Genomic DNA, 25,824 nt, shown 5'->3' with positions numbered 1-25,824 from the left:
GGCTCAGCCCGCCCTGGCGATATCGGCGGGCGCGACGGCGGCGTAGGCGCTCTCCGGCGGCAGCCCGAGATTGCCGCGCAACGTCGTCGATTCGTACTCGGTGCGGAAGACACCGCGCCGCCGCAGGATCGGCACCACCTGCTCGGTGAAGGCCTCGACCCCGCCGGGGCCCTGGCCGGGCATGATCACGAACCCGTCCGCCCCGCCCTGGCGGAACCACTCGATCAGCCGCTCCGCCACCTGCTCCGGACTGCCGACCGCGCGGCCGTGCCCGGCCGAGCGCTGCTGCAGTTCGAGTAGCTGCCGCAGCGTCCAGCCCTCCTCGACGGCGAGTTCGCGGAACAGCGCGTACCGGCTCTGCCGCCCCTGGATGGCGTGCACCGGGGGCAGCAGCCCGGCCGGGACGGTGTCGTCCAGCCCGAGCCCGGAGAGGTCGGCGCCCGCCAGGTGCCGCTCCAGCCCGATCCGGGACTGCGCGCTGTACCCGGCCTCGAAGAGCTCGGCGTCCAGCGCGCGGGCCTCGGCCTCGGTGCCGCCGATGGTGGTGCTCACCCCCGGCAGCACCAGCAGCCCGGCCGGATCCCGGCCCGCGGCCGCGGTTTTCGCCTTCAGCGAGCGGTAGAAGCGCTGCGCGCCTGCCAGCGTCTGCTGCGCGGTGTAGACGCCCTCGGCGAAGCGGGCCGCGAAATCCTGTCCGTCCGCCGACGACCCGGCCTGGAAGAGCACCGGCCTGCCCTGCGGCGAGCGGGGCAGCGGCAGCGGCCCGGCCACCCGGTAGAACTCGCCGCGGTGGTCGATCGGCCCCTGCTGGCTGCCGTCCCGCCAGGAATCCCAGAGCCGGGTCACCACCGAGACGTGCTCCAGCCCCTGCCGGTACCGGTCGGCGTGCGCGGGCAGCGGGGCATCGCCGAAGTTGTGCTCGCCGATCGCCGAGGTGACCGCGTTCCACCCGGCCCGGCCGCCGCTCAGGTGATCGAGCGATTGCAGCTGCCTGGCCAGGTTGAACGGCGCGGTGAAGGTGGTGGAGACGGTGGGGACCAGCCCGATGTGCTCGGTCTGCGCGGCGAGCGCGGCGAAGAGCGTGATCGGCTCCGGTTTCGCGCCCAGCTCGGCGTCGGAGCCGAGCGCGTCGGCGGCGAAGAGCAGGTCGAAGGTCGCCGCCTCGGCGAGCCGGGCCAGCCGGGCGTAGTGCGCGAGCGGGTTGCCAGGGCCGCGGGTGTCGCCGGGCGGGATCTCGCCGGGGCGGGTGTTGCCCGGCGCGTTGGTGAGCAGCCCGAGGCGGAGTCGGCGGGACATCGGAACCTCCTCAGGCCGCGGCGATCACGGGGTCGTCGAGCTGGTCGCGCGGCACGATGTGCACCGACCCCTCGGCGTGCACCACCGAGACCTCGATGCCGTAGATCTCGGCGATCAGCTCGGCGGTGAACACCTCCGCCGGGGTGCCGACCGCGCGCACCAGCCCGTCCTGCAGGAAGGCGATGCGGTCGCAGTAGCGGGCGGCCTGGCTCAGGTCGTGGATGGCGATCACCCCGGCCACGCCCTCGGTGCGGGTCACCCGGCGGGCCAGCCGCAGCGTCTGCAGCTGGTACTTGATGTCCAGCGCGCTGGTCGGCTCGTCCAGCAGCAGGATCTGCGGCTGCTGGGCCAGCGCCCGCGCGATCAGCACCCGCTGTGCCTGGCCGCCGGAGAGCTCGGTGACCGAGCGGTGCACCAGCTCGGTCAGCCCGAGCAGCTCGATGGCGCGGTCCACCTGCCGCCAGTCCTCGACGCTCGGCCGCGCGCCGAAGTGCGGGGTGCGGCCGAGCACGACGGCCTCGCGCACCTCCAGGTCGAAGGAGACGTCGATGGCCTGCGGCACGTAGGCCACCAGCCGCGCCAGCTCGCGGCGGCTCAGCTTGCCGAGCGCGGTCTTCTCCTCCCAGGTCAGGCTGCCCTCGGTCGGCTCGTGGATCCGGGCGATGTTCTTCAGCACGGTCGACTTGCCCGAGCCGTTCGGCCCGAGCAGCCCGAGCAGCTCGCCGCGCCTCGCCTGCAGCGAGACGCCGTGCAGGATGCGTCTGCGTCCGTAGCCGAAGTGCAGGTCGGTGATGTCGAGGGTCATGTTGTCGCCCTTCGTTTGGCGAGGATCAGATAGAGGAAGACCGGGGCGCCGATGAGCGCGTCCACGATGCCGACCGGCACCACCGCCGGGTCGAGCACGGTGCGCCCCGCGGAGTCGGCGACCACGAGCAGCAGCCCGCCGATGACAGCCGAGAAGGGCAGCAGGAAGCGGTGATTGGAGCCGATGAGCAGCCGCGCGATGTGCGGCGCGACCAGTCCGACGAAGCCGATGATGCCGGTGAAGCTGATGGTCACCGCGGTGAGCGCCACCGCGAGGCCGAGCAGCCAGAGCCGGGTGCGGGTCACCGGGACGCCGAGGCTCTTGGCGGCGTCGTCACCGGCGAAGGCGATGGCATTCAGCGCGCCCGCCCTGCGCTGCACCAGCGGGTAGGTCAGCCCGAAGAGCAGCCCGACGATCACCACCTCGCGCCAGACCGCGCCGTTCACCGAGCCCCACATCCACTGCGCGATCACCGCCAGCGTCTCCTGGTCGGCGGTGAACTGCAGCACCGCGGTGGCGGCGGTGAAGAACTGGGTGACCGCGATGCCGAGCAGGATCAGCGTCGACGGGTCGCTGCTCCTGGTGGCCGCGAGCGCCAGCACGAAGCCGGAGCTCACCACCGCCGCCAGCAGCGCCCCGAGCACGATCCACAGCTCACCCGACGGCCCCGCCGTCTCCCGGCCGAGGAAGACGATGACGTAGGAGGCGCCGAAGGCCGCGGCCGGCGCGATCCCGAGCGTGTACGGGCTGACCAGCGGATTGCGCAGCAACCCCTGGAAGAGCACGCCCGCGACCGCCAGCGCCGCACCCGCCACCAGGCTGAGCAGCACCCGAGGCACCCGGAGCTCCCACACCTGCAACCGGACCCGCGCGGTGGCGGCATCGCCGGGCGGGCTCGCGGTGACCTTGGCCCAGAGCGTCGAGATCGCGTCGTCCAGCCCGATCAGCGCCCCGCCCACCGAGAGCGCCCACACCGACACCAGCGCCGTGAGCACGGCGCCCGCGGTGATCACCGTGCGCCGCCCGGTGTCGGTGCGGGTGAGCGCGCGGTACCGGGCGAGCAGGCCGGGCGCCGGGCGTTCCAGAGTCTCGGTCATGGCTCAGACCCCGTGGTGGTAGTAGTACTCGGTGTCCGGGATGTAGGTGGTGTGCTGGTACTGCTCCACCCAGGCGCGGAAGTACGCCTCCCGGTCGACGCCGCGGAACCGGTCCGGGTACAGCCAGCTCGCCAGATAGAGCGCGCCGACCCACTTGGAGGCCGAGCTGATCAGGTAGTTGTTGGTGACCCAGAGGTTCTTGTCCCGGATGGCGTTCAGCCCGGCGAAGCCGGGCCGGTTCACGATCGACTCCGCGGTGCTGACGAACCGATCCCGGCCCCACGGCTGGTAGAAGCCCTGCGGCAGCCCCTGGACGCCGTTCTTGATGATGAAATCCGGGTTGCGCGAGATGATGTCGGCGGGCTCGACGGTGATCTCGTTCCAGCCCACGCCGCCGTTGATCAGGATGTCGGAGTAGATGTTCCGGCCACCCGCGTAGCGGATCACCCAGTCCCAGCCGCCGGGGATTCCGGCGATGTAGTCGACCGCGCCCTCGAAGTAGACCCGCTTCTTGTCCTGGTCGGCCAGGCCGCTCAGCCGGTCGGCGAGCAGCTTCTCGATGGCCTGCGGGACCTCGCTGCGGTACTTCGCCGCCTGGTCCTCGACGCCGAAGAGCTTGCCGAGCAGCTCGGTGTTGACCGTGGAGTGCCTCGGCTCCCACGCGGTGAAGACCACCACCTGGATGCCGAACGGCTTCAGCTTGCCCTCCGCCTCCTGCCACGGGCTGTTGCTTCCGGTGAGCAGGACGTCGGGCTGGAGTTCCAGGATGCGGTCGTAGTTGAAGCCGCCGGTGGTGCCCGCGATCAGCTTGTTCCTGTCGATGCCGCGGAAGCTGTCCCAGTAGCCGCTCCAGCCGTCGGTGGTGATCTGGCTGGCGGTGGCGCCGATGACCCGGTCCTGCGCGCCGACCGCGCGCACCAGCTCCAGGATGTACTGGTTGCCGCCGAGGCCCGAGAGTGCGCGCTGGACGGGCAGATTCAGCTCGATCACCCGCCCGGTCTCGTCGGTGATGGTGGTGGCGCCCGCGGCGGTCGGCGCCACCGCGGCGTCGTCGGCGCAGGCGGCCAGCGCGCCCGCGCCGGCGACGGTGAGCGCGGAGACCGCGGTGATCCGGCCGAAGGCGCGCCTGCTCAACGGTTTCCGGGCAGGGGAGGGTACGGACATGGGGGCTCCTGAGGAGTCGAAGAGAGACCCGCTGCGGCGCGGGTGCGAAACGGGCGCGCGACGGCGCGCCGGGGCGGTCGCTAGACGGACCGCCGCGGGAACGGGCTACAACAACACATGCGGAGACCCCTCGAATTCCGGCGAACGAGGTGCAGTGTGCCCCGGCCGCGCCCGCCGGAACAATCCAGCGGACCTGTCGGATTCGTTCAGTTTTGGTTCACCGTTGGGGTTCGCCGCCCGCGGCGAGGTGCAGGATCATCGCCGCGACGGCCGCCGCGTACGCGCGGCTGGCCTCGGCCGGACGTGCCGCCGGGTAGTTGCTGCGGTGCGTCACGGTGACGCCGTTCGGCAGGGTGTAGGTGCTGTCGCGGCGGGTGGCGACGCAGTTGCCACCGGCCTTGGCGGCCAGATCGGCCACCACGCTGCCCGGGGTCAGTAGATCGAGCGCCGCCCGGTCGACGAGCAGCGGGGCCCGCTCGCCGCGGTGCACCGCGGCACAGAGCACGATGTCGGGACGGAACTGCGGGATCAGGGCGCCGATCGTGGCCGGGCCGCCGGAGGTGACGAAGGAGATGGCGCCCGCCTCGAGCGCCTCGACGGCGGTGTCGCCGCGGACCCCGACCACGATCGGTGGCGCATCGCCGGTGTCGACGACGGCCCGCAGCGCGGCGCGGCCCGCGGCGCCGTGCCCGAGGATCAGGGCGCGGAGCGGGCGCCGCAGGGTCGCGGGCGGCAGCAGGGTGCGGGCCTCGGCGTAGGCGACCGTGCCTGCCAGCCTGCTCATCGGGGTGAGCGCGTCGAACGCGGCGGCATCGGGGGCCCGCGACGCGAACTCGAGGGTGACGGTGCGGATTCCGGCCCGCCCGAGCGCGGCGATCTCGGCCGGGCGGTGGTGCGGGTCCTGGAATCCGATCAGCGTCGTGCCCGGCCTGAGCCGAAGGCTCGCCAGGTCGTAGCCGGGCGTCTTCACCCACGCGACGATGTCCGCTCGGCCGACCTCGGCGGCGGCGCCGACCCTGGCGCCGGCGGCCAGGTAGGCGCGGTCCGGGAAGCCCGCCGCCGCACCGGCATTCGTCTCGACGGTGACGCTCAGCCCCTGCCCGACGAGGCGGCGCACCGCGTCCGGCGTGAGGGCGACGCGCTTCTCGTTCGGCGCGGTCTCGCGCAGCACACCGACCGCGCGAATCGCCCGCGCTGGGCGCTCCGGTCCGGCCAGGAGGACGGGTGCGGTCACTCCGCGATCCCGTCCGGATCCCCTTCGATCCGGGCCCAGCGCTCGGCCAGCGCCTCCCGGAACTGCATCCGGCAGTCGCCGTCCGAGAGCCGCTTGTACCCGGCCAGCGCCGGTTCGGCCAGCACCTCGTTCACCACCACGGCGGTGCCCGTGTCGTGCAGCGCCCACAGCTTCTCGAAGCGTTTGACCGCGAAGGCGACATCGTGCTTGAGCACCGAGAAGCGGGTGGCAACGCGGGCCTGCTGCGAGTAGTCGTACTCGCCGACGGCGACGTAGCGGTCGTCCACGACCAGCATGCCCTGGGCATTGCGCGCGTGCTCGCGCTTGACCAGCACGCTCCGCACCCCGGCCCTGGTCTGCCGCCAGAGCTTGTCGTCGTAGGTCCAGACGTCGCTGATGTCGTCGAGCACGTACATCCGGCGCACCTCGACCGCGGGGGGCTGCGTCTTGTCCGCGAGCCGCAGGATGGCGGCGTGGTAGTCGTCGCCGACGTCGCCGCCGATGGTGCCGAGATCGACGGGGTGGATCGCCCGCACCGACACCGTGGCCTGGTCGAGCAGGGTGAGCAGGTCGCTCACCGTGTTCCACTCCCAGACGGTGGCGCTGCGGGACGGGATCTGGGTCAGGATCTCCTCCGCCCGCTCCAGTTGCCGGTCGGCGAGCTGGCGCAGGGGCTCGATCTCGTCCCGGACCTGGGCCGCGTCCAGCAGGCTCTGCGCGATTCGCAGCGCGCGCTCGACCACCTGCGGATCCTTGCCGAGCAGCACGTTGAACCGCATCCGCAGCTCGTGCAGCCCGGTGTCGCCCGCTTCCGCGGGCGCGCCGGGCAGCTCCTCGCCGAGCGCGAGGCTGAGCCGCTCGCGCAGCGAGAGCGGGGGCACCCGGGAGCCGTTCTCGATCTGCTGCACCAGGCTGCGCGAGCAACCGGCCCGCTGCGCCAGCTCCGCCTGGGTCAGGTTGCGCTCGGTCCGCAGCCGGCGCACGAGCGCGCCGATCGATTCGCCCGGCTCAGTCACGGGAGCCCTCCGAGCGGGCAGCACAGCGAAGCACACGATGTGTCACGGGGCGTGAGCATAGGGCACCCGGGGCCGCGAAGCGGAGCGAGACCCTTCGCGCCGAAATCGCTGATCGGACGCGGCAGCTCGGCGCGGGTGGCCCGGACTCGGGACCACGGTGGAAAAGCGGCACGGAAACTCCCTCGAGGACGCACAACCGCAACCTCCAGTATCGGTGAAAGCCTAAGAAGTGTCACTGAAAAGCTTTGAAGCACAATTGACGGCACAAGTAGGCGCTCGGTAGCATAGGTAAACAATCCGCCCCCGGCAGCGAGGAGGTACCGACCACGGACACCTCGCTGCGGCAGGAGGCAGGTTCCCGGCCTTTCCGGTGACTCTCCGCTCGATCCCCCTGCCGCTCGTCCTCGGACAACGCGAACCATCGGCCCGCCCCCCGACACCGGCGCGGTCGCGATCGAGCATTCGCAGCGCGAACGGAGGGGACCATGGCACTGCACACCACCGCGACCACGATCACCAGCACGGTCAGCCCGGAACAGGCCCGGCTCGACGGATTCGGTACCTGGCGACTGGACTGGCTGCCCGACATCCCGCTCACCCGCGATCAGGCCGTCAGCGGCATGGTGCTCGACGAGGTGCTCAGCGACCCGGCCGCAGTGCACGACACCATGGCCGTCGAACTGGCCCAGCTCCGCGCCGCCGAACTCGGCCTCGACCTCACCCAGGTGCTGCTGCGCCTCTTCCTCCGGATCCAGGAGCGCGACGCCGCGCGCCTATGCTGGCCCGCGGAACCGGCGCGGGCGAGCTCGCCCGCCTGAGCGGAGGAGACGGATCGTGCGAATCGGCATCTTGCTCGGCGAGACCTCGGGCCCCGACGCCCTCACCCGGCTGACCGACGAGCTGGCGGCGGCCGCCGCGGCGGGGTTCTCCTCGGCGTGGCTCTCGCACATCTTCGGCGTCGACGCGCTGACCGCCATCGCCGTCGCGGGCAGCCGGGTGCCCGGCATCGAGCTCGGGACGGCGGTGGTGCCCAGCTACCCGCGGCACCCCGCCGCACTCGCGCAGCAGGCCCGCACCACCGCGCTCGCGCTCGGCGACAACCGGCTCACGCTCGGCGTCGGGCTCTCGCACCGCCCGGTGATCGAGACCATGTACGGCTACGACTTCGGCAGGCCCGCGCACCACATGACCGAGTACCTGCGGGTGCTGCTTCCGCTGCTGGACAACCGGCCCGCCTCGTTCCAGGGCGACACGGTACGTGCCGAACTCGCGCTCACCGTGCCGAACGAGGGCCGGGTTCCGGTGCTGCTCGCCGCGCTCGGCCCGCGCATGTTGCGGCTCGCCGGCCGCGAGACCGACGGCACCACGCTGTGGATGACCGGCCCGGCCACCGTCCGCTCGCACATCGCGCCGGTGATCGCCGAGGCCGCGGCCGAGGCGGGCAAGCCCGCGCCGCGCGTCGTCTGCGCGCTGCCGGTCTGCGTCACCGACGATGTCGAGGACGCGCGCGCCCGCGCGGGCAAGGCCTTCGGCTTCTACGGCAACCTGCCCTCGTACCGCGCCATGATGGATCGCGAGGGTGTCGCGGGCCCGGTCGACCTGGCGCTGATCGGCGGCGAGGAGCAGGTGGCGGCCCGGATCGCGGAGGTCGCCGCGGCGGGCGCCACCGATTTCGTCGGCGCGCTCTTCACCCGCGGCGAGAGCGCGGACCGCACCCGCGCGCTGCTGAGCGAACTGGCCGGTCAGCCGAGCAGGTAGCGGCTGGTCGGGACCACGTCCAGGTCGCGGTCGGCGCCGAAGGTGGCGACGCTGCGCAGCATCCGGCCGGACCTGCGGTGCAGCTCGGCATCGTCGCCGCCGCTGCCGTAGAAGGCGTGCGGGTCGGTGAGCGCCTCGATCGGGAAGAGCTCCTCCACGATCGCCGCGAGCTCCGGCGCGCCGTCGGTGGCCGGGCCGAGTACCAGGTTCTGTACGTAGCCGAAGGTCGCCTGGGTCTCGATGGCGACCGCGGTGTGGTGCTCCAGCCACGCGGAGCGCCACTCGGCGTAGGGCAGCTCGGCCGGGCGGCGGAGGAAGGCGATGTTCGCCAGCCCCGGCGCCCGCTCGCCGGGGGGAACCGCGGGCGGCGGCAGCGGCAGGTGCTCCTCGACCCACCAGCCCGCCACCCGCCCGGCGAAACCGGTGAGCACCGCCGATACCCGCGCGCCCGCCGCCTCGTCCGGAACCTCCGTCGCCACCACGGCGGCCACCGGCTCCTCGAAGGTGGTGAGCCGCAGCAGCGCACCGGCCACCGCGGCGTCGGCGAGGTTCACCTGGATCCGGGTGGCCCCGGCCGAGCGCAGGCCCGTGCGGGCCGGGTCGCCGAGCAGGTCGCCCGGGCCCCAGAGCGCGTGCACCAGCTTCATCGTCACCACTTCCTGAAACCTGTTCCAGTTTGGTGGCAGCGTAGCCCGGAGACGGCGATTGGTAACACGGTTACCAGGTAACGAAGTTACCGTAAGGGCGTGGCGAGAGGGCAGGACACCGAGGCGCAGCGGCAGATCGTGACGGTGGTGCTGGAGCTGCTGCAGACGGAGGGGTACGACGCGGTCCAGCTGCGGGTCGTCGCCAAGCGCGCGCACGTCTCGCTGACCACCGTCTACAAGCTCTTCGCCACCAGGGACGAGTTGATCGTGCGCGCCATCCAGGACTGGATGGCGGACGAGGCCTACGCCGAACTCGAGCCAGCCCCGCCCGGCGAGACCACCCGCGACTCGCTCATGCGGGTGCTGCGCTGCGTCTTCGAGCCGTGGGAGCGGCAGCCCCGGATGCTGGAGGCCTACCACTACGCCAGGCAGGGGCCGTGCGGGCAGCTCCTCGACGAGCAGGGGCTGACCGTGCTGGTTCCGTGGGTCGCCGACGTCATCCAGAACCTGAACCCCGGCTACCTCGAGGACCTCGTGGTGGTCCTCGGCAACGTGGTGCTCTCGCTGATCGGGGGGTTCGCCACCGGCACGGTCGAGATCTCCACCATCCTGCCGACGCTGGAGCGCGTGGTGTACCGGCTCACCGCCGACAACGCGGCCGAGGCGGCGGGTGGACCGGCACCCGCCGGATAGCGTGATTCGCGCACGGTGATCGCAACGGTTCCGTGGGCTCGGCGGCGCCCCTAGATTCCGGGGGATCGCTAGATGTCGAGTTCGAGGAGGATCCGATGACGGCCGTGGCGCCCCTTCCCCGCGCAGCGCTGACCCGCGACGACCTGCCGGTACTCGACATCCGCAAGGTCGGTGGCGCGCTCGGCGCCGAGGTGCGCGGGCTGACCCTGGGCGCGGCGCTCGACGATGCCACCGCCACCGCGATCCAGGTGGCGCTCGCCGAGCACCAGGTGCTCTTCTTCCGTGACCAGCACCACCTGGACCGGGAATCGCAGTGGGAGGCCGCCGCCAGGCTCGGCACCCCGACCGAGCCGCACCCGACCGTGAAGTCGCGCGGCGCGCTGCTGCTGGAGCTGGAGGGCGCCGCCAACGCCTGGCACTCCGACGTCACCTTCGTGGACCGGGTGCCGAAGGCGTCGCTGCTGCGCGCCGTCACCCTGCCGCCGTACGGCGGCACCACGGTCTGGGCCTCGACCACCGCCGCCTACGACGCGCTGCCCGCCCCGCTCCAGGTGCTGGCCGATGAGCTCTGGGCGCTGCACACCAACCGCTACGACTACGCCGAGCACGGCCGCGAGAGCAGCTACGGCGAGAACGCCTACTACCAGGAGTTCACCGCCGAGCGGTTCGAGACCAGGCACCCGGTGGTCCGGATCCACCCGGAGACCGGCCGCAAGTCGCTGGTGCTCGGCCAGTTCGTGAAGCACCTGCTCGACGTCTCGCCGCGCGATTCGCGCGCCCTGCTCGACCTGCTCCAGCACCGGGTCATCCGGCTGGAGAACACGGTCCGCTGGGACTGGCGCGACGGCGACGTCGCGCTCTGGGACAACCGCGCCACGCAGCACTACGGCGTCGCCGATTTCGGCGAGCACCGCCGCAGGCTGCACCGGGTGACGCTGGCGGGCGACATCCCGGTCGACGTCCGCGGCAGGCGGAGCACGACCGTCGCGGGCGACCCGGACAACTACTCACCGGTGGTCGCCGCGCCGCTGCTGCCCGGTGTCGGTGCGTCGTCCCTCCCGGAACCCGCCGGTCTCCGTTAGGCTCGGAGGCCATTCCGGATCGGAGGGCAGTACCGTGCGCCGACGCAGGATTCTCGCGCCGCTGGTCGGCGCACTCGCCGTGCTGGTCGCCGTCTGCACCGGCTGCGGTCTGCAGTCCGGCTCCACCCTTCCCTTCGACGTCGGCCCGGCGAGCATCGCCACCGACGAGGGGCTGGACGGCGTCGAGCTCACGGTCGGCTCCAAGGAGTTCACCGAGCAGGTCATCCTCGGCTACATCCTGGCGTTCTCGCTGCAGGCGGCCGGCGCCGACGTGCGCGACCTGACCGCGATCGTCGGCTCGCGCAGCACCAGGGACGCGCAGATCACCGGGCAGGTCGACCTCACCTACGAGTACACCGGCAACGGCTGGATCAACTACCTCGGCCACGAGAACCCGCTCAAGGACCCGCAGGAGCAGTTCGTCGCGGTGCGCGACGAGGACATCGCGGAGAACGGGATGGACTGGGTCGCGCTCGCGCCCATGGACAACACCTATGCCCTCGCGGCCTCCCGCGGGGTGATCGAGCGCACCGGCGTGACCACGCTCTCGCAGTACGCCGAGCTGGCGAAGCGCGATCCGGCGGCCGCCCGCACCTGCGTGGACACCGAGTTCAACGTGCGCAGGGACGGCTACCCCGGCATGGCCGCCGCCTACGGCTTCGACCCGAACTCGGTGCAGCGCCCGGTCCTGCAGACCGGCATCATCTACAACTCCACCGCGGCGGGCACCGACTGCCCGTTCGGCGAGGTCTACACCACCGACGGCCGGGTCAAGGGGCTGGATCTGGTGGTGCTCACCGACGACCTCGGCTTCTTCCCGCACTACAACCCGGCGGTCACGCTGCCGGTCGAGCTGGCCGCGAAGTACCCGCAGATCGAGCGGATCATGACGCCGGTCTCCGACGCGCTCACCAACGACGAGATCACCGAGCTGAACCGCCGGGTCGACGTGGTCGGCGAGGACCCGGCCGACGTGGCGCGGGACTGGCTGCGGGACCGGGGATTCGTCGCCGCGTGAGCCGAATGGTTGTCGGCCGCCGCGACCGGTGATTGCATCGGGGCCGTGACCGAGACCCGTATCGTCCGAGCCTCCCGTGAGATCGCCGCGCCCGCGGCCGAGGTATTCGAACTCATCGCCGACCCGGCCGCCCAGCCGAGCTGGGACGGCAACGACAATCTGGCCGAATCCGCGCCCGGGCACCGGGTCCGCGCGGTGGGCGAGGTGTTCAGCACCACCCTCACCGCGGGCGCGGTGCGGGAGAACCACGTGGTGGAGTTCGAGGAGGGCAGGCTGATCGCCTGGAAGCCCGCCGAGCCGGGCAAGGACCCGATCGGGCAGCTGTGGCGCTGGGAACTCGCCGCGGCGGGCGAGGACCGCACCACCGTGACGCACACCTACGACTGGACGAACCTGCACGACGAGAAGCGCGAGGTGCGCGCCCGCGCCACCACCGCCGACAAGCTCACCGCCTCGATCGACCGGCTCGCCACGCTCGCCGAGAAGCGGGCGTAGCCGGAGCACGACGCCCGCGGCCCGCCGGCGCTCCGGCTCGCACCGGGGGCGCCGTCACGGCTCGGGCAGTGGTCTGCGGAGCGCCGTGACGGCGATCCGGGCCGCCTCCGCGATGGCGGCGTCGACGACCGGGAGCACCGGGTCGGCCCGCGCCGCGCGGGTGAAGACCGCGACCGCGACCGGGTGCTCGCCGGGGAACTCGATCACCGCCGCCTCGTTGCGGATGGTGCCGATGGTCCCGGTCTTGCCCGCCACCGCAACCCCGCGGTGCGGGAAGGCGGCGGCGATCCGGTGCGGCCACACCTGCCTGCGCATGATCCGCTGCACGAACGCCGTCTGTCCGGGGGAGAGCACCGCGCCCGCCCAGACCGCGCGCAGCAGCCGCGTCGTCTCCTCGGGGGTGGTGGCGCTGGTGAAGGCCGGGTCGTAGGCGGAGACCGACCACGCCTCGTCCAGGTCGGCGAGCGCGGCGAAGGCCTCGGCGGTGCTGTGCGTGTCGGTGTCGCGTACCAGGGCGCGGTGCAGGTCGGCGGTGCCGCCGACGATCCTGGTCGCGGTGAGGCCGAGCTCGTCCAGCAGGTCGTGCAGCGCGGCGATCCCGACCTCGCCGAGCAGCACGTCGGCAGCGGCGTTGTCGGAGACGGTCATCATCGAGGTGGCGAGGTCGCGGCGGCTCAGCGTCACCGGGTCGTGCATGGCGGCGAGGCCGGTCGGGCCGGTGGTGCACTCCGCCGGGTCGACGGTGAGCCGTTCGGCCGGGTCGAGCCTGCCCTCGTCCACCGCGCGGCAGAAGGCGAGGACCAGCGGCAGTTTGTAGACCGAGGCCGTGACCACTCGCTCGGTGCCGCGCACGGTGACCTCGGGGTCGGAGCCGTCGCAGCGGCGGGCGTGCAGCCAGCCGGTGCACCCGGCGTCCGCGAAGACCGCGCGAATGCGCTGCGCGGCCGCCGCGCGCACCGGCTGTGCCGGGTCCCGGTGAGCCGCCACCGCGGGTGCGCGTTCGGGGGCGTCGTCGCTCATCGCAGGCGCTCGCGGAAGAGGACGGCGTCCAGGGCGGCTGCGGCGTCCTCGGCGCCGGGGCGGTGGATCACCCTGACCCGCAGCGCGGTCGCGTCCGGGGCGAGCCGCAGCCAGGCCACGCCCGGCGTCTCGGCAGGCGGCAGCGCGCTGAAGCCGAAGCCGGCTCCGGCCGCGACGGCGGCGAGCAGCGCGCGGTCGTCGTCGGCGGTGTGCAGCGGGACGTCGAGCCCGCGTTCGCGGAGCAGGTCGCGGGCGGCGTCGTGCGCGGGCGGGTTGCCTGCCCGCGCGGTGGTGAGGAACGGCAGCCCGGCCAGCATGGCGAAGCCGGGGCGCTCGGCGGCCGCGCTGCGGTGGTCGCGCGGGACCGCGACGGCGCGCGGCAGCTTCACCACCGGGCCCGCGACCACACCGTCCACCAGCGCCGGGTGTTCCAGCACGGCGGCATCGCAGGCGCCGGAGCGGACCTGTGCCACCAGGTCGACGGTGCTGCCGGTCACGGTCACCACCGACGGCGCCGCCGGTGCCGCGCGCAGCGCCGCCACGCAGGCGGTGACCAGGGCGGCGGGCAGCGCCGGGATCGCGCCCCAGCGCAGGCTGCCCCTGGTCCGCGCGATCCGCGCGGCCTCGGCGCGGAGCAGTTCGGCGTCGTCGACCAGCAGCCGGGCGCGCGGGAGCAGCCCGGTGCCCGCCGCGGTGAGCACCGCGCCGCGCGGCGTGCGGCGGATCAGCTCGACCCCGAGGTGCCGCTCCAGCCTGCGCAGCCCCTGGGAGAGCGGCGGCTGCGTCATGTCCAGCGCGGCGGCGGCGCGGCCGAAGTGCCCCTCGTCCGCGACCGCGACGAAGAACCGGAGGTGGCGGAGCAGGTCCATGCCCTGCATTGAAGCAGCGGTATACCGGGCGGCCCGGCCGCCGGGACCCGCGTCGCGCTGCGCAGCGGCCGGATCGGCGGCATCGACCTGCGGTGATATCCAGCCCGACCGGCTCGCGGCGACCCAGCGTATTGGCCCGCACCCGGTGTCCGATGCTTCGCTGACCCGGTGACCGACTCTCGCCTCGTTTCCGCCGTGCCGCGCGATTCCGCTTCCGGCTCCACTCCGGCGCACCACCCGAGCCGCCGCGGCTTCCTGGCCACCGTCCTCGCCGCGGGCGCGCTCGCCGCCTGCGGGACCGAACCGCTGGCCTCGACCCCCGCGGCTCCGGCCACGACCCCGGCGAACCCGGCGCTGGACAGCGCACTCGCCGCGATCCAGGACCGGCACGCCGTCCGCCTCGCGGTGTATGCCCGCCACCGCGACCGCACCGTCACGCACCGCGCGGGCGAACCGATCGCCCTGTGCTCCACCTTCAAGGTCTACGCCGCCGCCGCGATCCTGCGGTTGGAGTCCGAAGGCGCGCTGCGCCTGAGCGACACCGTCCAGGTGCGCCCCGACGACATCGTGGTGAACTCCCCGATCACCCAGGCCGCGCAGGGCACCGAACTCAGCTACGCGCAGCTCTGCGCGGCCGCGCTCACCCGCAGCGACAACACCGCGGGCAACCTCCTGCTGCGCCGGATCGGCGGCCCCGCCGCGCTCACCGCCTTCGCCCGCACGGTCGGCGACCGCGCCACGAACCTCGAGCGCTGGGAGCCCGACCTGAACCTGGCCGAGCGCGGCACGCTCGCCGACACCACCACCGCCGAGGCCCTGGCCACCGGCTACGACGCCCTGCTGCTCGGCAGCGCCCTCCCCGAGGGCCAGCGCCGGACCCTGACCGACTGGATGGCCGCGAGCACCACCTCCGCCCGCCGGATCCGCGCCGCCCTCCCGCCGGGCTGGACCGCGGCGGACAAGACCGGCGGCGGCAACTTCGGCACCGTCAACGACGCGGGCGTGCTCTGGTCCCCGGACGGCACCCCGCTGCTGCTTGTCCTGCTCACCGACAGCACCACCGGCGACCCGGCCGCCACCCCCGCCGACGCCGCGCTGGCCGAGGCCACCGCCGCCGTCGTCACCGCGCTCGCCGCGTGAGTTAGTCGCGCGAATCGAGGACGCCCCGCCGTCTCCGATGATCGAATGGCGGGGCGACGCCGATCGAAACGGAGGCCGACGATGCGGTTCACCTACGCGGAGACGATGACCGACCCGTCCTACTACGTCCCGCTGGCGCGGGCCGCGGAGGCCGTAGGGTACACCTCGATGGCGATCGCCGACAGCATCGCCTACCCCCGCGATTCCGACGCGACCTACCCGTACACCCCGGACGGCAGCCGGGAGTTCCTGGAGGACAAGCCCTTCGTCGAGACCTTCGTCCTGGCCGGCGCCCTGGCCGCGGCGACGACGACGCTGCGCTTCACCCCGTTCGTGCTCAAGCTGCCGATCCGCCCGCCGGTGCTGGTGGCCAAGCAGGCGGCGTCGGTGGCGGCGCTGAGCGGCAACCGCCTCGGCCTCGGCGTGGGAATCAGCCCGTGGCCGGACGACTTCCAGCTCCTCGACGTCCCGTTCGAGCGGCGCGGCGCCCGGATGGACGAGTGCCTCGACATCCTGCGCGGCCTCACCGCGGGCGGCTACTTCGAATTCCACGGCGAGTTCTACGATCTGCCGCCGATCAAGATCTCGCCGGTGCCGACCGAGCCCGTCCCGCTGCTGATCGGCGGGCACAGCCGCCCGGCGCTGCGCCGCGCCGCCCAGCGCGGCGACGGCTGGATGCACGCGGGCGGCGACCCGGACGAACTCGACCGCCTGCTGCTCGAACTCGACGCGCTGCGAACCGAATACGGCGCGAGCGAGGAGTTCGAGATCCACGTCATCGCGCTGGACGGCTTCACCGTCGACGGGGTGCGCCGGCTGGCGGACAAGGGTGTCACCGACGTGATCGTCGGATTCCGGAATCCGTACACCCGGGAGCCGGACACCGAGAGCCTGGACGCCAAGATCGCGAGCCTGTCCCGGTTCGCGGAGCGGGTCATCGCGCACACCGGCTGAGCCGCGCGCCGGAATCCGATTGCAAGACAGAGCGATCGGGCAGATTTCAATTCTCGCCGCTCCCCCCGGGTGCCCGATGCCCGCAGCGTTGCCGCATTGATCGATCCGGCCCCGCGCGAGTCGATTTCGCGCCGCACGGTCGCGTCGGGACCGGGTATCGACAGGTCCTTTCCGGCGCGAAGGTGTTACCAGCACGGAATGCTCGTGCACGTGGGATCGCTCCGCGGAGGGTATGTTGCACGCACCCGGACCGCCGTGCCGGGGCCAGAGGACACGCCGGGATGTGCTGCACATGTGTGCATTTGCAATGTTGCGTTCTTGCATCGGTGAGAGCATGATCCGTGTCACCCGACGGGTGACCGTGGCGACCGGGACGAGGGAACGAGAGCCGATCATGGGCCAGCGCGCAGCAGTGGTGACGGGTGAGCGCGGGGTGCTCCGGTGAGCGCTCCCACGATCGGCGGGCTGCCGACCGCCCCGCAGTTGTTGTCCGCCTTCCAGGGCCGCCGGATGAGCGAGCACGAGCCCTTCCGCTCCGCGCACGCCCTGGCCGGCCTGCACGAACGCCGCCTCGGGCTGAGCGACCCCGGCGAGATCGCCGAGCTGGACGCCCGCCGCGCCGCGCTGGTCGAGCTGATCGACGAGTGGATCGCCAGGGAGGCGCCCGAGCATCGGGACGGGGCCGCGCTGCACACCGAGACGCTCGGCGCGGTGGTGGATCGGATGGCGCGCAGCTGGGTCGCCGCGAACCAGGCGATCGACGCCGAGGGCGCGCGCAGCGACAAGACCCATAAGCACTGGTATCACCTCGCCGAGCTGGTCGACGGGTACACCGATCTGGTCACCGACGTGGCGGGCGGGCGCCGGAGGTTGCCCGGCCAGTAGGCCCGCTGTGCCGGTCGGGCGTTCGGCTCAGAGGCCGAGCCGGTCGGCGGCGAGCTCCGCGACGGCGGGGGCGAACAGCGTGGCATCCGGTCCGGCGCTGCCCAGCACCAGGATTCGCCCGCTCGGCGCGAGCCACGGCGCGCGCTCAACGGCGCAGGTGAGCTCGGCCCAGCGGCCGCGCACGGTGAGCTCGGCTTCCAGCAGTTCCCCCGTGACGGCGAGCAGGTGCTCCGCCGCGGGCTCGGCGAGCTCCGCGGCGAACGGCTCGCCCTCGCCGGTGGCGCCGAGCGTGAGACCGCCGTCCAGCCGCGGCACCGCGAGCACGTGCATGCCGAACTCGGCGGCGGCCGCGGTCTGCGCCTGCTCCGCGGCCAGCCGTACGACCGGCGCACCCGGATAGCCGGGGCGGTGCCGGAACTGGTCGCCGTCGGCGAGGATCACGTCCGGCCGCCGCGCCGGCGGACCGGTGCGCAGCCGCTGCGCGCGCAGCAGCGGCACCGGCTCGGCGCCGGTGAACTCCCTGGCGAGCGCGTCCCGCCCTGGGCTCGGGCAGAGCAGCGCGACGTCGGCGGCGAGCGCGGAGCCGTCGTCGGCCCGGATCAGCACCCCCGCCGCGGTCTCGGCGAGGGCTCGGGCCGCGCGGCCGCGTGCGGTGAATCGCCCGGTCCCGGCCAGGTGCGCGCGGAGTGCGGGAACTGTCTGGTGCGGGGTGAGCACGGCGTCCGCGCCGCAGTGCAGCCCGGCCAGCAGCGGCCCGCGCAGCGCCGGTTCCAGCGCGCGGGCCCGCTCCGGCTCCAGCAGCGTGAACTCCCGCGCGGTATCGGCTGCCGCCGCTTCGGCGACCGCCAGCTCGGCCCGCGTCCGCGCCACCGTGATCGACCCGCTCGGCCGGAACCCGACCCCCGGCACCCGCCCGCCGATCTCCCGCCACAGCCACAGCGCGTCGGCCGCGCGCTCCAGATCGGCCGCGGCCACCGACCCTGCGCGCAGCGCGCCGGAGCCGGCGATCGGCGCCCCGTCGTCCAGCAGCGTCACGGTGTGCCCGCGCAGCACCGCGGTCCACGCGTGCACCGCCGCGGGCACCCCGCCGCCGATGATCGCCACTCGCACGAGCAGCCATTCTGCGCGGTCGCCGGTACGCGCGGGTGGCGCGGGTATGAACGGCGGCTGTCCCGGTATGGAGCGGGTGATCGAACTCAGCGCGCGACGGTGCCGCCGTCGACGAGCAGGCTCTGGCCGGTGATGAAGCTGCCCGCGTCCGAGCAGAGCAGCAGCGCGGCGCCGACCAGCTCGTCCGGGCGCGCGATCCGGCGCAGCAGCGGCACCTTCGCCATGGCCTCGATGAACTCCGGCGGGTTCTTGCGCACCATGTCGGTGTCGACCGCGCCGGGCACGATGGCGTTCACCCGGATGCCGTCGGCGGCGTACTCGGCCGCCATCGAGCGGGTGAAGGAGAGCAGCGCGGCCTTGGCTGCCGCGTACATCGAGAGCCCCGGCGCGAACTGCAGCGCGGCCACCGAGCCGAGATTCAGCACCGCGGCGTGCTCGCTGGCGCGCAGCTGCGGGAGCGCGGCCTGCACCAGGAAGAGCGGGCCGTAGACATTCACCCCGAACGACTTCTGCACCGCGTCCGGCTGCATCGTTGCCAATGGCTGGGCCAGTGCGTTGGCGGCGTTGTTCACCACGATGTCGATGCCGCCGAAGGTCCGCTCGGCCGTCTCGACCAGGGTGTGCAGCGCGTCGAGCTCGCCGAGGTGGGTGGGAACGCCGATGGCATCGGCACCGAGTTCGCGCAGCCGCGCGGCGGCCTGCGCACAGGCCTCCGGCTTCCGGCTCGCGACGACGACGCGCGCGCCCGCGCAGGCGAACCCCTCGGCGAGCGCGAGCCCGATGCCCCTGGTCCCCCCGGTGACGACGGCGGTGCGCCCGCTCAGATCGAACAACTGCCGGAAGGACGCCTCGTCCACGGACAACACCTCTCGCCACGCGGGCACCGCTGCCCGTCCCAGCCAGTTGTATCACCCGGGTCGTCGGTCAGCGATCGGCCTCCGGGGCGGGCAGCCTGCGCTGGCCCCGCATCACCTCGACGATCAGGTCCTGGTAGGCGACGAAGAGCTCGGCGACCTGGGTCCAGGCCGCGTGCACCTTCGGGTCGGCGGCGTCGTGCCCGGCCATGACGCGCTGGAACCTGGCGTAGGCGCGGGCGATGCGGTCGACCACCGAGCCGACGGTCTCGGTGTGCAGCCGGGCGCCGTTGCGGTGCTGCGGCACGTGCCCGACGGTCCAGACGTCGATGGCGTGCATGAGGTCGGTGCGGTGCGCGGCCAGCCCGTCGGCCCAGATGTCCTGCTGCTGGTGCAGGGCGAGCAGATCGACGCACCAGCGGGCGATCGGATGCTCGGCGCCGCGGCTGCCGCTCAGGGCCGAGAGCAGCTCGGTCATCGGGAAGAGCGGCTCGATGTCCTCGAACCGTCCGAATCGCTCGTCGCGGCCTGTGCCTCGAACCTGGATCACGCGCGGCACTGCCATGACTACTCCGGTGTGACTCTGCCCCCTGGCGGGTTGTAGACAGTAGCCTACCACTGCGGAAATGGCATTCTCAACGAATGCGAATCACGTTCCGCCAACGGTTCGACGGGTCAGCGGTTCAGCGGTATCGCCGCCGGATACGGCCCCGCGGGCCCGAGGTCGGTGGCGATGGGCGCGTGCACGGTGACCCCGCTGCGGAAATCCTCCACCGGCCCGGCGGCCGTGCCGAGCCCGGCCGCCACCATGGCCCTGGTCTTGAAGGCCAGCGCGGCCTGACTGGGCCGGTACTCGACCGGGCTGAGCAGCTCCGCGCTCGCGGGCGGCGTGTACTCGCCCCACACCACCACCTCGAGCCCGCGGTCGAGCAGCGCGAGGTGCAGCCCCTCGCTCGCCCGCGGCTCGTGCAGGCAGATCCCCGACGCCATGGCGATGGCGTGCGGGGTGCGGCCGCGGCCGCCGGTGGCGAGCACGTGGTCGAGGCTCGCGAGTTCGGCGCCGAGAATGCGCAGCGGGGTGTCGTCGGCGTCGCCGGGGACCAGGACGGTGACCTCCCAGCCCGCCGTGCAGCGATCGAAGAGCCACCCGCCCGCGTGCTGCACCGCGTCGGCCACGCTCAGCGCGATGACGTCCAGCCGGTACTTCTCCAGGCCCCAGTCCCACAGCGTCCGGGCGGACAGGGGGGTGCGGCGCATGGGCTGCACGCTGCCACCGGGGGCCGGACCGCCCATCGCATCTCCATCGTCGGCACTCCGCTCTCCGGGGCCGCCGGGCTGATCGGCGACGGAAAGCTTCCTCACCATACGGTCAAGGTGATGCTGTGACAAGGGTCACAGAGGCTTCGGCCTGGTCAGGCCCGGCGTTGCGTCGGCTCCGGATCGGCGAGCTCAGGGGTCCACCAGGTGTCGGTGCCCTCCGCCAGGAACTCGGGGGTGCGGGCCCAGGTGGCGACGGCGTCCGCGGCGCGCAGCACCACGTCGGAGGTGGCCGTCGCGGGGGCGGGCACCCGGTGCGCGTTCGGGGTTCGCCGGGGCAGCGGTGGCCGCGGGTCGCCGAACTCGTCATGATCGAAAAGCGGATTGCGATGCACGATGCTCCCGATGGGGTCGGCGAGTCGTCGGTGACTCGGTGCGGAATCGTCCCGCTCCGGAGTGCGTACGCGCGTAACTTCCGGAACATCGCCCACGATAGAACACGATGCGGGCGCACTGTGCCGTCGATTTGCCGTGCTGCTCAGGGGAATTGCGGACCAACGAGATTTGGGTCATGCCGCTGCCGGTGTCGCTATGGGTGTGTGCGGTGCTCGATGGTGATCCATGGGCATCGGCCGAGTTCCCGGCCGTGAGTGGTCCCAATGCGCGCCGGGGCGTCGGGGCAGTCCGAATGAGTCAATCGGCGGTCGGATAACTGCATCGAAAGCGCACCATCGAGTGGAGATTGATGTGTCTCGCCAGATCGACCGGAACTTGTAACGCCGGTAATCGTGCTTGGAGCTGGCGTGACCCCTCCGCGCCCGCCCGGACGGCGGTTCGCGGGAACCGTCCGGGCGGGCGACGGAAACCTTAGGGTCGTCGCGGTCGGCCCGGATGCGCACAACGACGTGGGCACGTCGTTCGGGCCGGCCGTCCCTGCTGTCGTTCGAGTGGACGGTGCCGTCGCTCCAGGATCTGTCGAGGTGCCGCCGTGACCCGTACGGGTGTTGATCCGAAGCGGCACCTGTGGGTTCTCGGGTTGATCGCCCCCGCCTCCGCGCTGCTGCCGTCGCAATTGGTCCTGCACACCGGGTGGGCGGTGTTCTGGTGGATCGGGCCGTTCATCGTGCTGGTGGCGATCCCGGTGCTGGATTGGCTGGTCGGGGAAGACGGGTCCAATCCGCGCGACGAGGACTACGAACGGCTCTCCGCGGACCGGTTCTACCGGTGGTGCACGTATCTGTTCCTGCCGATCCAGATGGTCGGGTTGTTGATCGCCTGCTGGATGTGGGCCGGTTCCGAGCTGAGCGTGCTGGACAAGCTCGGGCTCGCCACGACCTTGGGATTGGTGTCGGGGATCGGGATCAATGCCGCGCACGAGCTGGGGCATCGGGTCGAGCATCTGGAGCGGTGGCTGGCCAAGATCGCGCTGGCCCAGTCGGGGTACGGGCATTTCTTCGTCGAGCACAACCGGGGCCATCACGTCCGGGTCGCCACGCCGGAGGATCCGGCCAGCGCGCGCCTCGGTGAGTCGCTGTACGCGTTCCTGCCCCGCTCTGTCTCAGGCGGTTTCCGCTCGGCGATCCGCATCGAGCGGGAACGGCTGGCGCGCAGGGGTGTGCGCTGGTGGTCCCCGCGGAATCACATCCTGCAAGCCTGGTCGATGACCGTGGTGTTGTTCGGTGGCCTGGTGGCGGCGTTCGGGTGGGCGGTCCTGCCCTGGCTGCTCCTGCAGGCGGTGATCGGTGCCGCACTGCTGGAGACGGTGAACTACGTCGAGCACTACGGCCTGTTGCGGGAGCGGAAGCCGGATGGTCGGTGGGCGCGGTGCTCGCCGCGGGATTCGTGGAACAGTGATCGTCTGGTGACGAATATCTTCCTGTTCCATCTGCAGCGGCACAGTGATCATCATGCGAATCCGGGGCGGCGGTATCAGACGTTGCGGACCTCGGAGGTGGCGCCGCAGTTGCCCGCGGGGTATGCGTCGATGATCGTGTTCGCGGCGTTCCCGCCGCTGTGGCGACGGACCATGGACCACCGCGTCCTCGCCCACTACGGCGGCGACATCACCAGGACCAACCTGCGCCCCGGCGCCCGGATCCGGCTCCCGGAGCCCGTCGATGCTGTGGCGTGACGTCAGGGGCGTCTTCGAGGCGCGCGTGGGGGAGCGGGTGGTGCGCGGCTGGGCGCCCACCGTCGAGGACATGGCGACCCTGCTGCGCCGCTACGGCGCCACCGCAACCACCGGCCCCGTCGTCTCCCTCGCCCCCGCGCCCGCCGACCTCGACCACGTGCGCGCCGGGCACCTGGACCAGGACCCCGGCTGGCCCCGGCTGCTGCGCGCCGCCGCCGACCGCCCGCAGCGCGACACGCTGCGCGCCGGGCTCGGGCAGCTCCGCGACCGGATCCCGGCGGGCGAACCCGAACTCCAGAACTGGCTGCACGCCAGCATCGCGGAGGTGGACGCGGCGGCTCCGCTGGTGGAGCGGATCGCCGTCTTCGACGGCACCCCGCCGGTGCCCTACGTCCCCGCCGACGGCCCGCGGGCAGGCGCGCAGAGCCTGGATTGGATCGACCCGCGCACCGTGCTCGCCGTCCCCGGCCGCGCCCGCGAGCTGACCGACGACGACCGCTGGTCACTCGCGGGCTTCTGCCGCACCCTGCGCGTCGCGGAGACCGAGCCCGAACTCCGCTCCTGGATGGACGATTTCCTGCTGGGCGGCGGCGCCCGGCCGATCCGGCTGGTGCGGGTCGAGGGCCCGGCCGGGCCGGTGTACGAGCTGCGCGGCGACGGCGCCCGCCGCCTGCAGTTCGCCCGCGCCTTCGGGCTGCCGGTGCTCGCGCTGGTGCGGGCCGCGCAGCTGCCGCGCCCGCTGATCCCCGAAAGCACGCCGGCGACAACCGGTTTCGACCGCTGGGGGGAGCTGTGGCGCGGGCTGCGCAGGCACCGCCTGCTCGACGTCACCGAGGACGCCGGGCACGCGACGCCGCGCTGGCACCCGACCCGGCTCGCCGCCGACTGGTTGCTGCTGCCCCCGGCCGCCGCCACCGCCGCGGGCCGCGCCTACGACCGGCTGCACCCGGGCGCCCTCGCCGAGGCCACCGGGCTTCCCGCCGCGGTCCTCCTCGACGCCGACCGCTGGGCCGGCGTCCTGCTGGCCGACTGACCCCCGCTTGCCGGATGGATGCCGCCACTCGGCGTTCACATCCGAACCGAACGCGCCACCACGCACTTTCGGGTGTGCCCCGGAGTGCTGGGCAAGCGCTGGGCACCTTTACTCCGACTTGACCGACTCAAAACTTAGGTTTGACTTACCAAACTTTCCGCGGTTATCGTTGGCAACGCTCGGCGGCTGCGTGTGGCACCGCCTCTCCCTCTCGGGACCGTCGGAAGGTGTGTCATGGTCAAGTCGATCAGGGCCAGTGTCGTCCTATTTGCCGCATTTGTGGTGACTCTCCTGCTGGCCGCGGCGCCTGCGAGCGCGGATGTCTCGATCCGCGACGCCAAGGCGGGCGATCTGTACGTGCGTGCGGAGCAGCCCAGCCTGGATCAGCTGGAGCGTTCGTTCGCGGCCTTCTGGAACCCGAACATCGGCATCGACCCCAAGGTCGAGGTGAGCTACAACGGCCCCGGCGCGCGCGCCGAGCTGGAGAAGGTCATGCAGTACAGCCGGACCATGGACTTCTTCTCGCTGCAGGGCCGCGCCATCGGCCCGGTGCAGAACGACGGCAACACCCTCTCGGTCACCGTGCACGGCCTGATGGCAGGTATCCCGGCGCAGACCACCATCTACCACTTCATCCGGGACGCCGGGCTCTGGAAGTTCGACTGGAAGCGGATCTGCCAGCAGCTCCAGTGCGCGGGCAACCCGAGCTTCGGCTACTGAGCCGCTAGCGAGCGCGGGGCCGCGACATGATCAGCGTCGAGGGTGTCACCAGGAAGTTCGGTGACCGGGTTGCCGTCGGGGAGGTGAGCTTCACCGCCGCGGACGGGGCGATCACCTACCTGCTCGGGCCGAACGGCGCCGGGAAGACCACGGTCATGCGGATGATCGCCGGCCTGGTGCGCCCGGACGCCGGGCGGATCCGGATCGACGGGAAGGCGCTGCCGGAGCTGGCGAGCACGCTCGGCACCATCGGCTTCGCCCTCGGCGCCTTCGCGCGCAACCCACGGCACACCGCCGAGCAGCACCTGCGCTGGCAGGCCGCGCTCGGCGGGCTCCGGAGCGCCGATGTCGGCGCGCTGCTGGAGCGGGTCGGGCTCGGCCCGGCCGCGAAACGTCCGGTGGGCCGGTTCTCCTACGGCATGCTGCAGCGGCTCGGTATCGCCGCCGCGCTGCTCGGCGAGCCGGGCACCATCGTGCTGGACGAGCCGGCCAACGGCCTCGACGTCGAGGGAACGCTGTGGCTGCGCGAGCTGCTCACCGGGCTCGCGGCCGACGGCACCTGCCTGCTCGTCGCCTCGCACGACCTCACCGAGGTGGCGATCACCGGCACCAGGATCGTGGTCATGGGCGCCGGCGCGGTGCTCTGGGACGCGAGCCGGGACGAGACCGTCGCCCGCGGCTCCGGCGAGCGCCCGCTGGAGGCCGCCTACCTGGAGATCACCAGGGGCAGCGTGGAGTACGCGGCGAGCGGAGCGCGGCCGTGACCCTCCTGACGAACGCGGTGCGCAGCGAGTTCGCCAAGCTCTCCCGGCGCAGCCCGCTCTGGTACACGGTGCTCCCGCTCGCGGTGCTGATCCCCACCCTGCTCAACTTCGGCATCGCCAAGGCCGTGGAGTCCAACCAGCTCAACGGCGGCGGTGGCATGGACACCGACAACGCCGCCTACTGGATCCTGGTCTTCTCCACCTTCATCTTGATGGTCGGCGCGGTCTCCGCGCTGGCCGGTGAGTTCAAGGACGACACCGCGCAGATCGTCTTCCGGATCCAGCCGCGGCGCTGGCTGCTCCCGGTGGCGAAGCTGGTGGTGTACGGGCTGATCGGCGCGGTCACCGCCGCGCTCACCACGCTGATCATGCTCGGCGGGTTCCCGCTGCTGTTCCCGGAGATCTGGGGGCGGGTCGACATCCTCTCCGCCGACGGCATCCGGCTCTGGCTCGGCATCCCGTTCTTCACGGTGCTGGTCTGCGCGCTCGGGCTCGGGCTCGCCGCGCTGCTGCCGAAGCCGGGGCTGGTGGTGATGATCGTGCTGCTCTGGAAGTTCGGGGTGGAAACCTTCGTCACCTTCGTGCCCGGCGACCTCGGGATCACGCTGCAGCAGCTCTCGCCGTTCAAGAACGGGGAGCTCGGGGTCGGGCAGATGGCCACCTTCGACAGCGCCTTCGGCGGGCAGAACGGCTCGCTGCTCTACTTCGCCGCCATCTGCGTCGCGATCTTCGCCGCCGGGACCGTGCGGCTCACCCGCACCGACGTGCAGAACGACCAGTAA

Annotated in this window: 28 protein-coding genes; 14 read left to right on the top strand and 14 right to left on the bottom strand. The window is 72.6% G+C overall.

Annotation, left to right across the window (positions count from 1 at the left end; all coding sequences use genetic code 11):
• Positions 1–3: 3 nt before the first annotated feature.
• From ACFUJ1_RS06460 to ACFUJ1_RS06435, 6 genes are all read right to left on the bottom strand, one after another.
• Positions 4–1,296 (bottom strand): NtaA/DmoA family FMN-dependent monooxygenase, encoded by a 1,293-nt coding sequence (locus ACFUJ1_RS06460; RefSeq protein ID WP_378643252.1) that lies wholly within the window; start codon positions 1,294–1,296, stop codon positions 4–6.
• A gap of 10 nt (positions 1,297–1,306) precedes the next feature.
• The gene (locus ACFUJ1_RS06455; protein WP_378643249.1) at positions 1,307–2,101 is read right to left on the bottom strand and encodes an ABC transporter ATP-binding protein; all 795 of its coding nucleotides are present in this window, start codon (positions 2,099–2,101) and stop codon (positions 1,307–1,309) included.
• Positions 2,098–3,198, bottom strand: coding sequence for a FecCD family ABC transporter permease (locus ACFUJ1_RS06450; RefSeq protein ID WP_378643246.1), 1,101 nt, complete (start codon positions 3,196–3,198; stop codon positions 2,098–2,100). Before ACFUJ1_RS06450 ends, ACFUJ1_RS06455 begins: the two co-directional genes overlap by 4 nt.
• 3 nt (positions 3,199–3,201) lie before the next feature.
• Entirely contained in the window at positions 3,202–4,362 is a 1,161-nt protein-coding gene (locus ACFUJ1_RS06445) for an ABC transporter substrate-binding protein (protein WP_378643244.1), read from the bottom strand.
• A 217-nt stretch (positions 4,363–4,579) separates the two neighbouring features.
• Entirely contained in the window at positions 4,580–5,596 is a 1,017-nt protein-coding gene (locus ACFUJ1_RS06440; protein WP_378643241.1) for a hypothetical protein, read from the bottom strand.
• Positions 5,593–6,612 (bottom strand): helix-turn-helix domain-containing protein, encoded by a 1,020-nt coding sequence (locus ACFUJ1_RS06435; RefSeq protein WP_378643239.1) that lies wholly within the window; start codon positions 6,610–6,612, stop codon positions 5,593–5,595. The genes ACFUJ1_RS06440 and ACFUJ1_RS06435 overlap by 4 nt, the downstream gene beginning before the upstream one ends.
• 485 nt (positions 6,613–7,097) lie before the next feature.
• On the opposite strand from ACFUJ1_RS06435, the gene ACFUJ1_RS06430 reads away from it, so the two are divergent.
• Both ACFUJ1_RS06430 and ACFUJ1_RS06425 read left to right on the top strand, forming a co-directional pair.
• Positions 7,098–7,430 (top strand): hypothetical protein, encoded by a 333-nt coding sequence (locus ACFUJ1_RS06430; protein ID WP_378643237.1) that lies wholly within the window; start codon positions 7,098–7,100, stop codon positions 7,428–7,430.
• 16 nt (positions 7,431–7,446) lie between these two features.
• A complete protein-coding gene (locus ACFUJ1_RS06425; protein WP_378643235.1) occupies positions 7,447–8,370 on the top strand; it encodes a TIGR03564 family F420-dependent LLM class oxidoreductase in 924 nt (307 codons plus the stop codon).
• Here the strand turns inward: ACFUJ1_RS06425 and ACFUJ1_RS06420 are convergent.
• Complete coding sequence (locus ACFUJ1_RS06420) at positions 8,355–9,017, bottom strand: hypothetical protein (protein WP_378643762.1); 663 nt, start codon at positions 9,015–9,017, stop codon at positions 8,355–8,357. The two genes, ACFUJ1_RS06425 and ACFUJ1_RS06420, sit on opposite strands and share 16 nt — an antisense overlap.
• Positions 9,018–9,116: 99 nt before the next feature.
• Here ACFUJ1_RS06420 and ACFUJ1_RS06415 point away from each other — a divergent pair, with 99 nt between their 5' ends.
• From ACFUJ1_RS06415 to ACFUJ1_RS06400, 4 genes are all read left to right on the top strand, one after another.
• Positions 9,117–9,710, top strand: coding sequence for a TetR family transcriptional regulator (locus ACFUJ1_RS06415; protein WP_378643232.1), 594 nt, complete (start codon positions 9,117–9,119; stop codon positions 9,708–9,710).
• Between the two features lie 95 nt (positions 9,711–9,805).
• Positions 9,806–10,792, top strand: coding sequence for a TauD/TfdA dioxygenase family protein (locus ACFUJ1_RS06410; RefSeq protein ID WP_378643229.1), 987 nt, complete (start codon positions 9,806–9,808; stop codon positions 10,790–10,792).
• A gap of 34 nt (positions 10,793–10,826) precedes the next feature.
• Positions 10,827–11,810: a glycine betaine ABC transporter substrate-binding protein gene (locus ACFUJ1_RS06405; protein ID WP_378643226.1), complete on the top strand. Its 984-nt coding sequence runs from the start codon at positions 10,827–10,829 to the stop codon at positions 11,808–11,810.
• A gap of 45 nt (positions 11,811–11,855) precedes the next feature.
• Positions 11,856–12,305, top strand: a complete 450-nt coding sequence (locus ACFUJ1_RS06400; protein ID WP_378643221.1) for an SRPBCC family protein — start codon at positions 11,856–11,858, stop codon at positions 12,303–12,305.
• A gap of 54 nt (positions 12,306–12,359) precedes the next feature.
• On the opposite strand, the gene ACFUJ1_RS06395 is transcribed toward ACFUJ1_RS06400, so the two are convergent.
• Both ACFUJ1_RS06395 and ACFUJ1_RS06390 read right to left on the bottom strand, forming a co-directional pair.
• On the bottom strand, positions 12,360–13,262 hold the full coding sequence (locus ACFUJ1_RS06395; protein ID WP_378643760.1) for a serine hydrolase: 903 nt from the start codon (positions 13,260–13,262) through the stop codon (positions 12,360–12,362).
• 59 nt (positions 13,263–13,321) lie between these two features.
• Entirely contained in the window at positions 13,322–14,194 is an 873-nt protein-coding gene (locus ACFUJ1_RS06390; RefSeq protein ID WP_378643219.1) for a LysR family transcriptional regulator, read from the bottom strand.
• Positions 14,195–14,362: 168 nt separating this feature from the next.
• Between ACFUJ1_RS06390 and bla the strand changes: the two genes are divergently transcribed.
• From bla to ACFUJ1_RS06375, 3 genes are all read left to right on the top strand, one after another.
• Positions 14,363–15,334, top strand: a complete 972-nt coding sequence (gene bla, locus ACFUJ1_RS06385; protein WP_378643216.1) for a class A beta-lactamase — start codon at positions 14,363–14,365, stop codon at positions 15,332–15,334.
• An 81-nt stretch (positions 15,335–15,415) separates the two neighbouring features.
• Positions 15,416–16,288: a TIGR03619 family F420-dependent LLM class oxidoreductase gene (locus tag ACFUJ1_RS06380; protein ID WP_378643213.1), complete on the top strand. Its 873-nt coding sequence runs from the start codon at positions 15,416–15,418 to the stop codon at positions 16,286–16,288.
• Positions 16,289–16,729: 441 nt separating this feature from the next.
• Entirely contained in the window at positions 16,730–17,173 is a 444-nt protein-coding gene (locus tag ACFUJ1_RS06375) for a DUF4254 domain-containing protein (RefSeq protein WP_378643211.1), read from the top strand.
• Positions 17,174–17,200: 27 nt separating this feature from the next.
• On the opposite strand, the gene ACFUJ1_RS06370 is transcribed toward ACFUJ1_RS06375, so the two are convergent.
• The 5 genes from ACFUJ1_RS06370 to ACFUJ1_RS06350 form a co-directional block, all read right to left on the bottom strand.
• Positions 17,201–18,283 (bottom strand): FAD-dependent oxidoreductase, encoded by a 1,083-nt coding sequence (locus tag ACFUJ1_RS06370; protein WP_378643208.1) that lies wholly within the window; start codon positions 18,281–18,283, stop codon positions 17,201–17,203.
• Between the two features lie 86 nt (positions 18,284–18,369).
• Positions 18,370–19,140 (bottom strand): SDR family NAD(P)-dependent oxidoreductase, encoded by a 771-nt coding sequence (locus ACFUJ1_RS06365; RefSeq protein ID WP_378643205.1) that lies wholly within the window; start codon positions 19,138–19,140, stop codon positions 18,370–18,372.
• A 67-nt stretch (positions 19,141–19,207) separates the two neighbouring features.
• Entirely contained in the window at positions 19,208–19,702 is a 495-nt protein-coding gene (locus ACFUJ1_RS06360; RefSeq protein WP_378643204.1) for a DUF4254 domain-containing protein, read from the bottom strand.
• Between the two features lie 110 nt (positions 19,703–19,812).
• Positions 19,813–20,394, bottom strand: coding sequence for a hypothetical protein (locus ACFUJ1_RS06355; RefSeq protein ID WP_378643201.1), 582 nt, complete (start codon positions 20,392–20,394; stop codon positions 19,813–19,815).
• A gap of 155 nt (positions 20,395–20,549) precedes the next feature.
• Positions 20,550–20,789 carry a hypothetical protein gene (locus ACFUJ1_RS06350; protein ID WP_378643199.1) on the bottom strand — a complete coding sequence of 80 codons (240 nt, stop codon included), beginning with the start codon at positions 20,787–20,789 and terminating at the stop codon, positions 20,550–20,552.
• A gap of 626 nt (positions 20,790–21,415) precedes the next feature.
• Here ACFUJ1_RS06350 and ACFUJ1_RS06345 point away from each other — a divergent pair.
• The 5 genes from ACFUJ1_RS06345 to ACFUJ1_RS06325 all read left to right on the top strand — a co-directional run bounded on the left by ACFUJ1_RS06345 (position 21,416) and on the right by ACFUJ1_RS06325 (position 25,824).
• On the top strand, positions 21,416–22,525 hold the full coding sequence (locus ACFUJ1_RS06345) for an alkane 1-monooxygenase (RefSeq protein ID WP_378643758.1): 1,110 nt from the start codon (positions 21,416–21,418) through the stop codon (positions 22,523–22,525).
• A complete protein-coding gene (locus tag ACFUJ1_RS06340) occupies positions 22,512–23,558 on the top strand; it encodes a hypothetical protein (RefSeq protein WP_378643197.1) in 1,047 nt (348 codons plus the stop codon). The genes ACFUJ1_RS06345 and ACFUJ1_RS06340 overlap by 14 nt, the downstream gene beginning before the upstream one ends.
• 282 nt (positions 23,559–23,840) lie before the next feature.
• Positions 23,841–24,278 carry a hypothetical protein gene (locus ACFUJ1_RS06335; RefSeq protein WP_378643195.1) on the top strand — a complete coding sequence of 146 codons (438 nt, stop codon included), beginning with the start codon at positions 23,841–23,843 and terminating at the stop codon, positions 24,276–24,278.
• Positions 24,279–24,304: 26 nt separating this feature from the next.
• Positions 24,305–25,042 (top strand): ABC transporter ATP-binding protein, encoded by a 738-nt coding sequence (locus tag ACFUJ1_RS06330; RefSeq protein ID WP_378643192.1) that lies wholly within the window; start codon positions 24,305–24,307, stop codon positions 25,040–25,042.
• Complete coding sequence (locus ACFUJ1_RS06325; protein WP_378643189.1) at positions 25,039–25,824, top strand: ABC transporter permease; 786 nt, start codon at positions 25,039–25,041, stop codon at positions 25,822–25,824. Before ACFUJ1_RS06330 ends, ACFUJ1_RS06325 begins: the two co-directional genes overlap by 4 nt.

This window comes from Nocardia sp. NPDC057227 (assembly GCF_042669725.1).
GTDB classification, from domain to species: Bacteria; Actinomycetota; Actinomycetes; order Mycobacteriales; family Mycobacteriaceae; genus Nocardia; species Nocardia asteroides_A.
This window is presented reverse-complemented; position numbering and strand designations above follow the sequence as displayed.

What these genes read in the sequence shown, in the direction of transcription:
- ACFUJ1_RS06390 (WP_378643219.1), bottom strand. Translation starts at nt 14,194, where the DNA reads ATGGACCTGCTCCGCCACCTCCGGTTCTTCGTCGCGGTCGCGGACGAG.
- ACFUJ1_RS06455 (WP_378643249.1), bottom strand. Translation starts at nt 2,101, where the DNA reads ATGACCCTCGACATCACCGACCTGCACTTCGGCTACGGACGCAGACGC.
- ACFUJ1_RS06360 (WP_378643204.1), bottom strand. Translation starts at nt 19,702, where the DNA reads ATGGCAGTGCCGCGCGTGATCCAGGTTCGAGGCACAGGCCGCGACGAG.
- ACFUJ1_RS06355 (WP_378643201.1), bottom strand. Translation starts at nt 20,394, where the DNA reads ATGCGCCGCACCCCCCTGTCCGCCCGGACGCTGTGGGACTGGGGCCTG.
- ACFUJ1_RS06340 (WP_378643197.1), top strand. Translation starts at nt 22,512, where the DNA reads ATGCTGTGGCGTGACGTCAGGGGCGTCTTCGAGGCGCGCGTGGGGGAG.
- ACFUJ1_RS06450 (WP_378643246.1), bottom strand. Translation starts at nt 3,198, where the DNA reads ATGACCGAGACTCTGGAACGCCCGGCGCCCGGCCTGCTCGCCCGGTAC.
- ACFUJ1_RS06430 (WP_378643237.1), top strand. Translation starts at nt 7,098, where the DNA reads ATGGCACTGCACACCACCGCGACCACGATCACCAGCACGGTCAGCCCG.
- ACFUJ1_RS06460 (WP_378643252.1), bottom strand. Translation starts at nt 1,296, where the DNA reads ATGTCCCGCCGACTCCGCCTCGGGCTGCTCACCAACGCGCCGGGCAAC.
- ACFUJ1_RS06420 (WP_378643762.1), bottom strand. Translation starts at nt 9,017, where the DNA reads ATGAAGCTGGTGCACGCGCTCTGGGGCCCGGGCGACCTGCTCGGCGAC.
- ACFUJ1_RS06330 (WP_378643192.1), top strand. Translation starts at nt 24,305, where the DNA reads ATGATCAGCGTCGAGGGTGTCACCAGGAAGTTCGGTGACCGGGTTGCC.
- ACFUJ1_RS06410 (WP_378643229.1), top strand. Translation starts at nt 9,806, where the DNA reads ATGACGGCCGTGGCGCCCCTTCCCCGCGCAGCGCTGACCCGCGACGAC.
- ACFUJ1_RS06380 (WP_378643213.1), top strand. Translation starts at nt 15,416, where the DNA reads ATGCGGTTCACCTACGCGGAGACGATGACCGACCCGTCCTACTACGTC.
- ACFUJ1_RS06445 (WP_378643244.1), bottom strand. Translation starts at nt 4,362, where the DNA reads ATGTCCGTACCCTCCCCTGCCCGGAAACCGTTGAGCAGGCGCGCCTTC.